Source organism: Amycolatopsis magusensis (assembly GCF_017875555.1).
Taxonomy (GTDB): Bacteria; Actinomycetota; Actinomycetes; order Mycobacteriales; family Pseudonocardiaceae; genus Amycolatopsis; species Amycolatopsis magusensis.
Genome location: NZ_JAGGMS010000001.1, coordinates 2770449 through 2785017 on the forward strand (window position 1 = coordinate 2770449; position 14569 = coordinate 2785017).

A 14569-nucleotide genomic window follows, 5' to 3' on the forward strand; every position below is an offset into this window, starting at 1 on the left:
TCAGTCCAGCCGATCGGCGACCCGCTGCGCGACCCCCTCGGGTGCGCCAAGCCACGTCAGCCGCAGCCGCCCGTCCCGGACGGCACCGGCGATCGAGATCGCGTGCGGTCCGGTACCCGGCAGCTCGGTGAAGTCGACCTCGGGCACGTCCGACACCGTCACCGGCGACCCGGCCGGCAGCAGCGTGCGCACGTCGCCGAAGTGGTCGTACCGGACCTCGGCGGGCTCGGCGGTGGGCTCCAGCAAGCCCGGCCCGACCCGCCAGGTGTCCACATCGGACAGACGGCCGACGATGCGCCCGGTCCGGCGGTGCGGGGCGGTGTGGTCGGCGACGTCGATGGTCACCGACTCCCGGCCCAGCGCGGTGGACAGCACCTCGCCGAGCGCGGTCAGGACGGCGAGCGCGGGGCCGGGATCGGCAGCGACGGCGTCGAGCACCGGCGCGGTACCGGGAAACGGCTCCGATCGCGCCAGTTCGACCGGTTCACCGGCACCGATCTGGCGGCAGGCGGTGACCACGTCCTCCAGGATCAGCCGCCACGACGCGGTGTCGGCCGCCAGTTCGTGCAGCACCAGGAGCAACCCGGCCGGGCGCGGCCCGCGCTCCAGCGCGGTCACCTGCAGCACCCGCCCCTCCGCCGGGTCCAGCCGCGCCCGCAGCTTCGCCACGGCACGCTTCAGCAGCGCGGGCTCCTGCTCCGCCGTGACCGTCGACAGGTCGAGCCGGACCACCGGCAGCGTGCCCCCGGCACCGACCGGCTGCTGCCGCCACCCGTGCTCGTCCTGGGTGAACCGCATGCGCAGGGCGTCGTGCTGCATCAGCAGCTGCAGCACGATCTTCTTCACCTTCGCCGTGTCCACCGCGCCCGGCAGCGTGACCAGCAGCGCGCGGGCCTGCTCGGCCAGCGGCGTCCGCTCGGTCACGCGTTTCTGCGACGGCGTGAGCGGGTGCGACGAGTCCTCCTTGCCACGCCCGAAGCGGGTCGAGACCGGGGCCTTCAACGCCGACCGGTCCACCACGCCCGCCCGCCGCGGGATCTCGTCGACCGCCACCCAGCGCTCGGGCACCAGCCCCTCCGGCAACACCGCGGCCACGGACGCGCGGATCACCTCTTCGGCGACACCGTCGCGCGGCACGTAGTAGGCGGTCATCCGCGGGCCGAGGTGCTTGTGCTCGGCCGGGTCGGGGTAGCCGATCTTCGCCAGCATCCGCTTGACCCGCGTCGAGTTCACCGGCCCCTGGAGTTCCTCGTCCGCTTCGGCGACCGCGAGGTGCCCGAGCCGGACCTCCCAGCGGGTCGGCGCCTCGTAGTTGTGGAACCCGCGCTCGGCGGCGTGCACGTACACGCCGACGTCGTTGATCAGGCAGTTCGAGCTGCAGAAGCCGGTGTCCTCCGGGTGCGCCCAGATCTTCGACCGCGACTTCAGCAGCGCGCGGATCTCGTCCTTGGTCACCTCGGAGTAGCGGTAGAAGTCGACCACCTCGACCGCGTCCACCGCGGCGGCCTCCGCGCCGGTGCCGCTGGACTGGTGGTAGACGCGGCGACCCAGCGCCAGCTTCTCCTCGATCTCGTCGCGGTCGAAGATGCCCTGCTGGTGGAACCACGACAGCCGCTCGTCCATGATCTGCCCGCGTGAAAGCCCGGTGACGATGCTCGGGATGCCGCGGTGGTGCGCCAGCTCCGTGCTCAGGTCCAGCAGCGAGCGGAAGCAGCCGTTGCACACGCTCTTGTGCTCCTGCAGGCTCAGCAGGAAGATCTTGTTCTGGTCGGCCCTGGTCTTGGTGACGTGCTCGATGCCGAGTTCGCCGGTCACCTCTTCGACGTTGCGCAGCGCGGTGGTGGAGATGAAGCCGTTGTCGAAGGTGAAGGTCATCACCCGCAGGCCGAGGTCGACCAGCCGGTAGAGCACGTAGGTGCTGTCCTTGCCACCGCTGAACAGCAGCAGGCAGTCGTACTCCGACCCGGCGGCCTCGGCCTTGGCCCGCAGCTTCGGCGCCAGCTCCGAGAGGTCACCCCAGTAGGCGTCGATCTGCTCGCGGTTCTCCTCGTAGAGCACGCAGAGCGAGCACACGCCCGCCTCGTCGAAGGTCAGGCCGGGGTACTTGCCGGTGATGCCGCAGCGAACGCAGTTGCGCCGGGCCGACTCGCCGACGCCGGCGAAGACCACCGCGCCGTCGGCGACGCCCTCCTGGCGCAGCAGCGCGGCCTCGACCTCCTGCTCGATCACCTGGGCCTGCGCGGGATCGGTCGACAGCAGATTCGGTTCGGTCATCGTTCAGCCTCCAGGGGCTCAGGTCGGCTCGGGGCTGTCAAAGACCGAGGTCGTCGATGTCGTCGGAGATGAGGGAGCCCTCGATCAGCCCGGCGACGGCGGACACGGTCGGCGCGGACAGGAATTCGTGCAACGGGACGGAGACCCCGAACTCGGCGGACAGCCGGGACAGCAGCTCGATGACCAGCAGGGAACTGCCACCCGCGTCGAAGAAGTCCTGCCGGATGTCCACCGCGCCCGCCAGCCCGGGCAGCACGCTCGCCCAGATCCGGGCGATGGCCTGCTCGGCGGGCGTCCGCGGGGCGAGCACGTCGGCCGACGCGGTCTGGGCGGGTGCGGTCGCGGGCAGCGCGCGGCGGTCGATCTTCCCGCTGATCGTGCGGGGGAGTTCGGCCGTCGGCACGAACACCGCGGGCACCGCCGCTTCCGGCAGGCGCTCGCGCAGGAAAGCACGCAGCAGCGCCGAATCGACGTTAGTGGTTTGCTCGATATGCGCGCAGAGGAACGGCGTGCCGTCGGCGGATTCCCCGGCCACCACGGCGGCCTCGGCGACCGCGGGGTGCTTGCGCAGGACGCTTTCCACGCCGCCGAGTTCGACGCGCACGCCACCGATCTTGACCTGGTGGTCCTTGCGGCCCAGGTACTCCAGCACGCCGTCGGCGGAAAGGCGGCCGAAGTCGCCGGTGCGGTAGGCCAGCTCGGCCGAGCCGCCGCGCGGGTCCGGTACGAACGCCTTGGCGGTGGCGTCGGGCTGGCGGTGGTAGCCGAGCGAACGGTGCGGGGTGCACAGGTAGATCTCGCCGACCTCACCGGCCGCGGCGAGCTGGCCGCGGTCGGTCAGCACCAGCACCTCGGTCTCGGGCATCGGGCGTCCGATGGGGATCGACTCCCGCTCGGTATCCGCGCGCGTGACGAAGTGGAAGGTCTTGGTCATCGTGGTTTCCGACGGCCCGTAGAGGTTCAGCAGCTTGGTGCGCTCGCCGAAGCGGTCGAACCAGCCGGCCGCGTCCCGCGGGGCCAGCTTCTCCCCGGACAGCGCGACGCACTCCAGCGCGGTGAATCCGTGCTCGCCGGGCGCGGTGGCCAGCCGGCGGAACAGCGACGGGACGGTGTGGACCAGCGAGATGTCCGACGCCTCCAGCCAGCGGCTCAGCTCGGCGGGGTCGAGCAGGGTGTCCGGCGGCGGCACGCAGAGGGTCGCGCCGGTGGTCAGCGGGACGAAGATGTCGCGCAGCACGGCGTCGAAGGCCGGGCTGATCAGCTGGCTGACCCGCCACCCGGGGTCCACCCCGAGCAGGCCGGTCTCCCAGCGGATGAAGTGGTCGACCGAGCCGAGCCTGCCGACGATGCCCTTGGGGCGGCCGGTGGACCCCGAGGTGAAGAAGACGTAGCAGGGGTCGTCCGGCGAAGGCTCGTGCGTCACCACCGCCCGCCGCGCGCTGGTGCCCGCGGTGTCGGCGATGTCGATCCGGGTGGTCTCGGTGGCCCCCGCCGCGGCGAGCACCTTGGCAGGCAGCCCACCGAGGTCGGAGCCGGTGACCACCCAGGAGGCGTCGGTGTCGTTGAGCGCCTGCTCCAGCCGCCGCTGCTGCGCGGTGGCGTCCAGCGGCACCACCACCCCGCCGATGCGCAGCACCCCGAGCACCGCGGCGACCAGCTCGCGGCGGTCCTCGGCGAGCACCGGCACCAGCGCACCGGGTGCCGCGCCCGCTTCCTGCAGCGCGACGGCGATGTCGTCGGCCCGCCGGTCCAGCTCCGCGTAGGTGAGCTTGCCGTCGGCGCACTCGACCGCGATGTGGTCGGGGAAGCGCCGGATCGCCTTCGCCACCAGCGCCTGGATCGGTTGGAAAGCCTCCGAAGCCATCGTGTCTCTCCTTCTAGCTCTGCTGTCTGCACGGGGGACGACCCCCGGACCCCCGAACCGCTAGTGGGGCAACCCGAACTCGTCAAGAAAGATGCCGAACGTGAGCACGACGAGTAGCAGGTCGTCGTCGAAATGCGGGTGGACCTCGAAGCCGTCGCGCAGGTAGCGCGCCTTGAGGTGGTCGACCACGTGCGGGTCGAAGTAACCCTGCCGTTTGATCCGGTCGTGGGAGAGCAGGTCGCCGACCCATTCGAGGTTCCGGCGCAGCAGGCCGGGGCTGCCCGGCGCGCGGAAGCCGTACTTCTCCCGGCCGATGATCTCCGGCGGCACCAGGCCCTGCGCGGCCTGCTTCACCACGAACTTCTCGCCGAGCCGGTGCACCTTGAGGTGGGCGGGCACGGTCCTGGCGAACTCGACCACGTCGCGGTCCAGGAACGGGTAGCGCGCCTCGATCGAGTTCGCCAGCGCCATCCGGTCGCCGTGGTCGGAGAGCAGGTGGTCCGACATCCGCAGTTTGAAGTCCAAATAGGACCGCTGGCTCAGCCGGGGGCGCCCGGCCAGCATGGCGGTGTCCACCACCGGCTCGGCCAGGCAGTCGAACTCGCCGAACGACTCGCGCAGGTCTTCGCTGAAGATGTCCATTTTGGACTGCCGCCAGGCGTGGTACTGCCGCTCGTAGAAGAGGTCCGGCTCGCCCCAGAGCCGTTGCCGCAGGCTGTCTTCGAGCGCGTCCTCCAGCGGGTCGCCGGAGCGCCCGGCGCCGCGGCCGAGGCCGTCGAACCGGTAGCCGACGTAACCGCCGAACAGCTCGTCGGCGCCCTCGCCGGTGAGGATGACCTTGACGCCGTGTTCCCGCGCCAGCGCGGAAAGCACCATGGAGCAGGTGTTGTAGCTCTCCTTCACCGGGGTTTCCGCGTGCACCACCATGCGCCGCAGTTCGGTGGCGATGTCGTCGTCGGAGAACGGCGCCTCGTGGTGAATCGAGCCGATCTTGTTAGCCATCAGCCGCTGGTGACCGGATTCGTCGATGTCGGCTTCGGGGAACGTAATGGAGAACGAGTGCGGGTCCTGCACGACTTCGCCGACGAGCGCGCCGATCAGCGAGGAATCGAGGCCGCCGCTGAGGTAGAACCCGACGCCGACGTCGGCTTGGAGCCGGCGGCGCACGGACGCGGTCAGCAGTTCGCGCAGCTTCTCGACGTAGTATTCGTCCGGCTGCGCCTGCTCCTCCTCGACCGGGAAATCCAGGTCCCAATAACGGGTTTCGCGCACTTCACCGTCGCGCACCAGGAGGTAGTGGCCGCCGGGCAGGCTCGACACCCCGCGGAACATCGTGCGCGGGCTGACCAGACCGGGGAAGGTGAGCACCTGGTCCAGGCCGGTCAAGTCGACCGCGCGCGGCACACCGGGGTGCTGCAGGATCGCCTTGACCTCGGAACCGAACACGAAGTGGTCGTGCGTCCTGGTGTAGAACAACGGCGCGATGCCGGCGTGGTCGCGGGCCAGGAAGAGCTGGCGTTCCCGGCGGTCGTAGAGCGCGAAGGCGAACTGGCCGTTGAGCCGGTTCAGCAATTCCGGCCCTTCTTCTTCGTACAGGTGAACGACCACTTCGACGTCGCAGTCGGTGCGGAAGCGGTGCCCCTTGGCCTCCAGTTCCGCCCGCAGTTCGCGGTGGTTGAAGATTTCCCCGTTGCAGACGAGCGCGACTTCCCCGTCCTCGCTGAACATCGGCTGGCTGCCGCCGCCGAGGTCGATGATGCTCAGCCTGCGGAAACCCAGCGCGGCCGGGCCGTCGAGGAAGAAACCGTCCTCGTCCGGGCCGCGGTGCACCAGTTCGGCGGTCATCCGGCCCAGTTCGGCGGCCGCGATCGGCCGGGCGTGGGGCAGGGCGACCGATCCCGCGATTCCGCACATGCGCCCGCGCTCCTCGCTCGTCTCGAATGGGGATTTCCAGCACCGAAAATCAGCCTACGACAACGGAAGTCGTTTGTGAGCGGGCCGAACGCGGTCCCGCAATGACGGAGAAGGGAGTGCGGTTCACCGGCCGTGACAGCCCCGCAGTCCAGGAGATGCGCCGGATCACCCCGCCGCGTGACGATGTCGTGGTGAAGATCGATGGTTCGCCGGAATTCGTCGGCACCTGATCACTATCTGCGGATTTCGAGGAGACAACCGTTATGGCCGACGTGACCAAAACACGCGCGGTGGTGCTCGGCGGGAGCATCGCGGGGCTGTTCGCCGCCCGGGTGCTCGCCGATGCCTACGACGAGGTGCTCATCGTGGACCGCGACGCGCTCATCGGCGTCGACGGACCGCGGCGGTCCTGCCCGCAGGGCAAGCACATCAACGGCCTGCTCGCCCGTGGTCAGCTGGCGATGGAGGAGATGTTCCCCGGCATCACCGAGGAGATCTTCGCCGACGGCGTGCCCACCGGTGACCTGGCAGGCGACGTGCGCTGGTACTTCAAGGGCAAGCCGATCAAGCAGCAGGACGCCGGGCTGACCTGCGTCTCGGCCAGCAGGCCGATGCTGGAGAAGCACATCCGCCGGCGGACCAACGCGCTGGAGAACGTCACCTTCGTGGAGAAGCACGACATCCTCGGGGTGACCACCAGCGAGGACAAGCGCCGGATCACCGGGGTCAAGGTGCAGCGCATCGGCACCAAGTCCGCGGAGAAGGTGCTCAGCGCCGACCTGGTGGTCGACGCCACCGGCCGCGGCTCGCGCACGCCGATCTGGCTGGAGGAACTGGGGTACGGCCGGGTCGAGGAGGAGCGCAAGAAGATCGGCCTCGGCTACGTCACCCAGCACTACCGGCTCACCGAGGACCCCTACCACGGTGACCTGTCGATCAACCCGGTCGCGTCGGCGGCCCTGCCGCGTGGCGCCATCTTCACCAAGACCGACGGCGGCCGCGTCGAGCTGACCACCTACGGCCTGCTGGGCGACCACCCTCCCACCGACCAGGCCGGCCTGTTCGAGTGGCTGAAGACGCTGTCCACCCAGGACATCTACAACGCGGTGAAGACCGCGGAGATCCTGGACGAGCCGGTCGCCTTCCGCTTCCCGACCACGCTGCGCCGCCGCTACGAGAAGATGGACCGCTTCCCGGACGGCCTGCTCGTCGTCGGTGACGCGGTGACCTGCTTCAACCCGGTGTACGCCCAGGGCATGACGGTGTCCGCGCTGTCCGCGCTGACCATCCGCGGCCACCTGCACAGCGGGGCCACCCCGGACCCGAAGCTGTACTTCGCCGACCTGGCCCGCGACGTCATCGACCCGCCGTGGGAGATGACCAACACCGTCGACCTCAGCTTCCCCGGGGTGGAGGGCAACCGCACCTTCGCGCTGAAGGTGCAGCAGTTCTTCCTGTCGCTGACCCAGACCGCCGCCTCGCGCGACGGTGACGTGGCCGCCGCGTACATGAAGACCGCCGGCATGGTCGCGAAGCCGGAATCGCTGATGCAGCCGAAGATCCTGTTCAAGATCATCAAGGCGGTGCTGTTCGGCCGGAAGAACCAGGCCGTGCCGCGCAGCGCCGCGTCGCCGAAGGTCACCGCCCTGCCGGGGAACAACGCCGTGACCGAGGAGAAGAAGGCGGCCTAGCGCATAGCGCCTCGCCCTCGCCCGATACCGGAACGGAGGAACAGCAGTGTCGGAGGACAACCGCGGTCGCGCGCTTCCCGAGATCTCCGCCGTCACCTCCGTCCGGCAGGACGAGGCGTGGTTCGCCGACCGGCTCGACCCGGGGTCCCCGGCTGCCTCCCGCAGCCGGGCCTACCGGGTCTCCGGGCCGCTGGACGTCGAACTGCTGGGCCGGGCCTGGCAGGAGGTGGTGCGCAGGCACGACGTCCTGCGGGCGAGCATCACCGAGGTCGGCGGGCGGCCGGTGCAGCGCACCGCCGCCGCCGACCAGATCGGCAAGTCCTTTGTGGACATGGGGCTGGTGCCGGACGCGGAGGACGCCGAGGACGAGCTGTGCGCCGACATCATCGGCGAGCCGCTCTGGCTCGGCGAAGGCCCGCTCGCCCGGCTCACCGTGGCGGGCACCGCGTCCGACGAGCACGTGGTGGTGCTGGTGGCACACCGCGCGGTGGCCGACGAATCGTCGATGGTCATCCTGCTCGACGAGCTGTCCCGCCTGTACACCGCGGGCGTCACCGGCCGCCCGCTCCGTGACGCACTGCGTGACCCGCTGCTGCAGTACGGCGAATTCGCGCGCTGGCAACGGGAACGCGAGGGTTCGGCCGAGCACGCGCGGCTGCTGGACTGGTGGCGCGGGGAGCTCACGCCGGCACCCCCGGCGCTGAGCCTGCCGCTGCACCGCGACCGGCCGGCCGGACCGTCGACCACCGGCGGCACCGTGCGGTTCAACTGGGGCGCGGAACTGGCGGGCGCCCTGGCGGCGTTCGCCCGTGAGCAGGGCGTCGACCCCGCCGCCGTGCTGCTGACCGCGTTCACCTGCCTGCTGCACCGCTTCAGCGCGGCGGACCGGATCCCGGTCGGCCTGCCGGTGCGTGCCCGGCCGTGGTCGGCCTTCGACCGCGCGGTCGGCCCCTTCGACTCACCGCTGGTGCTCACCACCGGCTTCACCGGCAGGCCGAGCTTCCGCGAGGTGCTGAACCGGGTGCGCATCCAGCTGCGGGAGGCGTCCGCGCACGGCGGCCCGACCGAGGGGCAGCTGGCCCGCGCGCTCAACCCGGCCCGCGACCCGCGGCACAGCCCGTTCTTCGACGCCGGGTTCGTCTACCGCGAGCACGAGTCCATTGTGGAGTCCGACGGCCTGGTGCGCGGGGTCGAGGTGAAGGACCCGGCCCTGCGCCTGCGTGGCTGTACCGTGCGGCGCGAGAAGTTCGACCCGCTGTGGGCCGACGCCGACTTCACCCTCGCCGTCGACGAGATCAAGCCGGAGATCAGCGGCGGGTTCCGCTACCGCACTTCCATGATCGACGCGCGGATCACCCGGTTCGTCGCCGTGCAGTTCCGCACGCTGCTGGAAGCGGCGCTGGTGCACCCGGACATGCCGGTGGCGAACCTGCCGCTGGACGCCCCGGCCCGGATCCGGACCGCGGTCGTGGCGGCCGACCGGATCGAGGCCACCGCGCCGGTCACCGCCACCGTCGCCGCGCAGGCCCGCACGCACTCCGGGGAAGCGCTGCCCGGGGTGTCCTACGACGAGCTGCTCGCCCGTGCTGATGCCATCGCGGCGGTCCTGCCGCCGGGCCCGGTTGCGATCCGCATGGCCACCGGCGCCGCGCAGGCCGCCGCCGTGCTGGGTGCCTTCACCGCCGGCGCCCACGTGGTCTGCCTCGCCGCCAGCGACTCGGGGGAGCGCGCCCGGTCGGTGCTGGCCGACATCAAACCCGCTGTCCTCCTGGTCGACGGCGTGACCGAAGACTCGATCGCGGCCTGGTACGCGGAAGAACTCGACGGCACGGTCGTCGACGTGCGGGCCCTCGAGCCCGCGACGCCCAGGCCGATGGCCGTCGCGCTGACGGATCTCGCCTACGTGGCCTACACCTCCGGTTCCACCGGCAAGCCCAAGGGCATCACGCAGAACCACGCCACGCTCGCGCAGTTCACCGGCTGGTTCGCCACGGAGTTCCGCATCGGCCCCGGCGCCAGGGTGGCGCAGTGGGCGGCCCCGGGGTACGACGCCGGCCTGTGCGAGATGTTCGCCGCGCTGACCAGTGGGGCGACGCTGCACCCGGTACCCGAGCGCATCCGCGCGAACCCGGAGAAGCTGACCGCCTGGCTGGCTGCCGAGGAGATCACGCACTTCCAGACGGTCCCCAGTTTCGCCCGTGAGGTGCTCGGGGTGCTGACCCGCACCGGCGAGCGGCTGCCCGCGCTGAACCACCTCCTGCTCGCCGGCGAAGCGCTGCCCGCCGACCTGGCCAACGGCCTGCGCGCGGCCCTGCCGTCGGCGCGGCTGGTCAACCTGTACGGGCCCACCGAGTCCATTTTGGCCACTTGGTACGACGTCACCGTCACGCTGCACGGGGTCGCGCCGATCGGCAGGCCGATCCCCGGCCGCCAGGTGCTGGTGGTCGACGGCGAGGACCGCCCGTGCCCGGCCGGCGTGACCGGCCACCTGGTGCTGCGCAGCCCGTACCTGACGCCGGGCTATCTCGGCGACGTCACCACGAACGCCTTCGAACCGCTTCGCCCGCGGCCGGAACTCGGCGTGGTGGGCGGCGCCTGCTACCGCACCGGCGACCTCGGCCGGATCCGGCACGACGGGGTCCTCGAGTTCCGCGGCCGCCGCGACGCCCAGGTCAAGGTGCTGGGCATGCGCATGGAGCTCGGCGAGGTGGAGGCCGCGCTGGCCGCCCACCCGTCGGTCGCCGACTGCGCGGTGATCGGCGTGCCCGGTGCGCACGGCCTGGTGTCCCGCCTGCTCGCCTACCTGGTGCTCGCCGAGCCGGGGGAGGCGCCGGTGCCGGAGCTGCGCAGGCACCTGGTGCGCCGGTTCGGCAAGACGCTGCTGCCGCTGACCTACCAGACCGTCGACGCGTTGCCGCGCAACGTCGGCGGCAAGATCGACCGGCGGCGGCTGCCGATCCCCGAAGTGGCCCCGGCGGTGGCGCACGCCGAGCCGGACGGGCCGCTGCGGCGCACGGTCGCGGCGATCTTCGAGGAACTGACCGAGGCCACCGAAGTCGGCCCGGACGACGGTTTCTTCGCCGTGGGCGGCCATTCGGTCCTCCTGCCGCGGCTGCTGCACCTGATCCGCGTGCGCCTGGGCGCCGAGCTGTCCCTGTGGGACTACTTCGCCGATCCGACGCCCGCCGGGCTGGCCGCGGCCGTGTCCCGAGTTCTTCCCGCTGATGGAGCAGAAAAGGAGTGAGGAACGTGACTGATTCTGTGGTCGACGCCGAGATGCCGGTTACCTTCGACGGCGAAAGCCTCGACATCGCCGGTGTCCGCCGGGTCGCCGCGCGCGAGGTGTTGTGCACGGTATCCCCGGAGTCCATGGCCAAGGCCGCGACCAGTCGCAAGATCTTCGAGGAGACGGTCAACCAGGGCGCGCCGGTCTACGGGGTCACCACCGGCTACGGCGAGATGATCTACATGCAGGTGGACGTCTCGAAGGAGGTGGAGCTGCAGACCAACCTGGTGCGCAGCCACAGCGCCGGGGTCGGCCCGCTGTTCTCCGAGGAGGAGTCCCGCGCGATGCTCGCGGCGCGGCTCAACGCGCTGGCCAAGGGCTACTCCGCGGTGCGCCCCGAACTGCTCGACCGGCTGGCGCTGTACCTGAACCTCGGCATCACCCCGGCCATCCCGGAGATCGGCTCGCTGGGCGCCAGCGGTGACCTCGCGCCGCTCTCGCACATCGCGATCACGCTGATCGGCGAGGGCTACCTGCTCAAGGACGGCAAGCGGGTGGAGACCGCCCCGGTGCTCAAGGCGCACGGCATCAAGCCGCTGGAACTGCGGTTCAAAGAGGGCCTGGCGATGATCAACGGCACCTCGGCGATGACCGGCCTCGGTTCCCTGGTGGTCGGCCGCGCGCTGGACCAGGTGCGCCAGGCCGAGATCGTCACCGCGCTGGTGCTGGAGACCCTGCAGGCCTCCACCAGCCCGTTCCTCGCCGAGGGCCACGACGTCGCCCGCCCGCACCGCGGTCAGATCGACACCGCGTTCAACATGCGCGCGCTGATGAAGGGCACCGCCCTCGCGCTGGAGCACGCCGAACTGCGCCGCCAGGCCGAGGCCGCCCGCGACGACACCGGCGTCACCAAGACCGAGGTGTACCTGCAGAAGGCGTACACCCTGCGGGCCATCCCGCAGGTGGTCGGCGCCATCCGCGACACCGTCTACCACGCGGCCGAGAAGCTGACCACCGAGCTCAACTCGAGCAACGACAACCCGTTGTTCTTCGAGGGCCAGGAGATCTTCCACGGCGCCAACTTCCACGGCCAGCCGATCGCCTTCGCGATGGACTTCCTGAACCTGGGCCTGACCCAGCTGGGCGTGTTCTCCGAGCGGCGCACCAACCGGCTGCTCAACCGCTACCTCAGCGAGGGCCTGCCCGAGTTCCTCGTGGCCGGCGACCCGGGCCTGAACAGCGGCTTCGCCGGTGCGCAGTACCCGGCCACCGCGCTGGTCGCGGAGAACCGGACGATCGGCCCGGCCAGCATCCAGAGCGTGCCGTCCAACGGCGACAACCAGGACGTGGTCAGCATGGGCCTGATCGCCGCCCGCAACGCGCGCAAGGTGCTCGGCAACGTCAACTACATCCTGGCCGTGGAGTTCCTCGCCGCGGCGCAGGCGGTGGACCTGTCCGGGCGGTACGCGGGCCTGAGCCCGGTTTCCAAGGCGACCTACGAGATGGTGCGCTCGCTGGTGCCCAAGGTGGACCGCGACCGCTTCATGAGCGACGACATCGAGGCCGTTGCCGCGGCGATCTCCCGCGGCGAGTTCGTCGATGCCGCCCGTCAGAGCGGCGTCGAACTGCGCTGAGCAATCCACAAGGGAGAGTCCGATGACGGACGAGCAGGACGGCGTGCGCAAGACGCGCCCGTTCACCGGTGACGAGTACATCGAAAGCCTGCGGGACGACCGGGAGATCTACATCTACGGCGACCGGGTCAAGGATGTGACCACGCACCCGGCGTTCCGCAACCCGATCCGCATGACGGCCCGGCTCTACGACGCGCTGCACGACCCCGCCCAGCAGGGCGTGCTCACCGCGCCGACGGACACCGGGTCCGACGGCTACACCCACCGGTTCTTCACCACCCCGCACAGCGCCGAGGACCTGGTCGCCGACCAGCAGGCGATCGCGGCGTGGTCGCGGCTGAGCTACGGCTGGATGGGCCGCAGCCCCGACTACAAGGCGTCGTTCCTCGGCACGCTCGGCGCGAACGCCGAGTTCTACGCGCCGTTCGAGGACAACGCGCGGCGGTGGTACCGGGAGTCGCAGGAGAAGGTGCTGTACTGGAACCACGCGATCGTGCACCCGCCGGTCGACCGCAACCGGCCGCCGGACGAGGTCGAGGACGTCTTCATCCACGTGGAGAAGGAGACCGACTCGGGCCTGGTGGTCAGCGGCGCGAAGGTGGTGGCCACCGGTTCGGCGCTGACGCACTACAACTTCATCGCCCACTACGGCCTGCCGATCAAGAAGAAGGAGTTCGCGCTGGTCGCCACGGTGCCCATGGGGTCGCCGGGGATGAAGCTGATCTGCCGCCCGTCCTACACCGCGACCAGCGCGGTGATGGGCAGCCCGTTCGACCACCCGCTGTCGTCGAGGCTGGACGAGAACGACACCATCCTGGTGCTGGACAAGGTGCTGATCCCGTGGGAGAACGTGTTCATCTACGGGCACATCGGCAAGGTGCAGCTGTTCACCGGCCGCTCCGGGTTCCCCGAGCGCTTCACCTTCCACGGCTGCACACGGCTCGCGGTGAAGCTGGAATTCATCGCCGGCCTGCTGGCCAAGGCGCTGGAGATCACCGGTACGAAGGATTTCCGCGGGGTGCAGAGCAGACTGGGTGAGGTGCTCGCCTGGCGCAACCTGTTCTGGGGCCTGTCCGATGCCGCGGCGCGCAACCCGGTGGCGTGGAAGAACGGGGCCGTGCTGCCGAACCCGGCGTACGGCCAGGCGTACCGGTGGTTCATGCAGATCGGCTACCCGCGGGTGCGGGAGATCGTCATGCAGGACGTGGCGAGCGGGCTGATCTACTCGAACTCGAGTGCCGAGGACTTCAAGAACCCGGAGATCCGGCCGTACCTGGACAAGTACGTCCGCGGTTCGGACGGGGTGGACTCGGTGGAGCGGATGAAGGTGATGAAGCTCCTCTGGGACGCCGTCGGCACCGAGTTCGGCGGGCGGCACGAGCTGTACGAGCGCAACTACGCGGGGAACCACGAGAACACCCGGGTGGAGCTGCTCAACGCGCAGCTGGCCAGCGGCGAAGTCGACGGGTACAAGGCCTTCGTGGACCAGTGCATGTCGGAGTACGACCTGAACGGCTGGACCGTCCCGGACCTGTCGAACTTCGACGAACTACGCCAGTTCCGAGGCAACATCCTGAACGGCTGATATCCATACGGACACAAATGTGGCTTTGGGGGCCGAATACGCCCCCAAAGCCACATTCGTGTCCCCGGCCCCGCCGCCCATGTCACGAATGTGGCTTTCGAGACATCCAACGTCCCGAAAGCCACATTCGTGACATCCCCCTCCCCTACATGCCGTGAATGTGGCTTTCACAGCGAATTACGCCGTGAAAGCCACATTCACGGCACCTCTACGCCCCCACGAGCCCCCGGCGCCCGGCCACACGAGCCTCGCCCACCCCCACCACCAAATCGGCGCCCGGCCAGCACAACCCCGACCCTACGAACCTCGCCCGCCTCACCAGCAAACCGGCGCCCGGCCAGAAGATCGACCATACGAAACAGACCCTGCCCCCACCACCCG

At 70.3% G+C, this 14569-nt stretch carries 8 protein-coding genes; 5 read left to right on the forward strand and 3 right to left on the reverse strand.

Translation table 11 applies throughout. The annotated features are described in order from the left end of the window. Genes JOM49_RS12900 through asnB form a run of 3 tightly spaced genes read right to left on the reverse strand, consistent with a single transcriptional unit; the run spans window position 1 to window position 6052 of the window. Complete coding sequence (locus JOM49_RS12900) at window positions 1-2274, reverse strand: condensation domain-containing protein (RefSeq protein WP_209664533.1); 2274 nt, start codon at window positions 2272-2274, stop codon at window positions 1-3. A gap of 37 nt (window positions 2275-2311) precedes the next feature. Next, on the reverse strand, window positions 2312-4138 hold the full coding sequence (locus JOM49_RS12905; RefSeq protein WP_209664534.1) for a non-ribosomal peptide synthetase: 1827 nt from the start codon (window positions 4136-4138) through the stop codon (window positions 2312-2314). Window positions 4139-4198: 60 nt separating this feature from the next. Further along, the gene (gene asnB / locus JOM49_RS12910; RefSeq protein WP_209664535.1) at window positions 4199-6052 is read right to left on the reverse strand and encodes an asparagine synthase (glutamine-hydrolyzing); all 1854 of its coding nucleotides are present in this window, start codon (window positions 6050-6052) and stop codon (window positions 4199-4201) included. A gap of 101 nt (window positions 6053-6153) precedes the next feature. On the opposite strand from asnB, the gene JOM49_RS43660 reads away from it, so the two are divergent. From JOM49_RS43660 to JOM49_RS12930, 5 genes are read left to right on the forward strand one after another with little or no spacing between them, the layout of a single operon-like run. Next, window positions 6154-6282: a hypothetical protein gene (locus JOM49_RS43660; RefSeq protein WP_281068315.1), complete on the forward strand. Its 129-nt coding sequence runs from the start codon at window positions 6154-6156 to the stop codon at window positions 6280-6282. Window positions 6283-6315: 33 nt separating this feature from the next. Continuing rightward, window positions 6316-7743: an FAD-dependent oxidoreductase gene (locus tag JOM49_RS12915; protein ID WP_245369315.1), complete on the forward strand. Its 1428-nt coding sequence runs from the start codon at window positions 6316-6318 to the stop codon at window positions 7741-7743. Between the two features lie 46 nt (window positions 7744-7789). Continuing rightward, a complete protein-coding gene (locus JOM49_RS12920) occupies window positions 7790-10987 on the forward strand; it encodes a non-ribosomal peptide synthetase (RefSeq protein WP_209664536.1) in 3198 nt (1065 codons plus the stop codon). A 5-nt stretch (window positions 10988-10992) separates the two neighbouring features. Beyond that, window positions 10993-12603 (forward strand): tyrosine 2,3-aminomutase, encoded by a 1611-nt coding sequence (gene cmdF, locus JOM49_RS12925; RefSeq protein ID WP_308158730.1) that lies wholly within the window; start codon window positions 10993-10995, stop codon window positions 12601-12603. Between the two features lie 22 nt (window positions 12604-12625). Then, complete coding sequence (locus JOM49_RS12930) at window positions 12626-14188, forward strand: 4-hydroxyphenylacetate 3-hydroxylase N-terminal domain-containing protein (protein WP_209664537.1); 1563 nt, start codon at window positions 12626-12628, stop codon at window positions 14186-14188. Window positions 14189-14569: the final 381 nt, after the last annotated feature.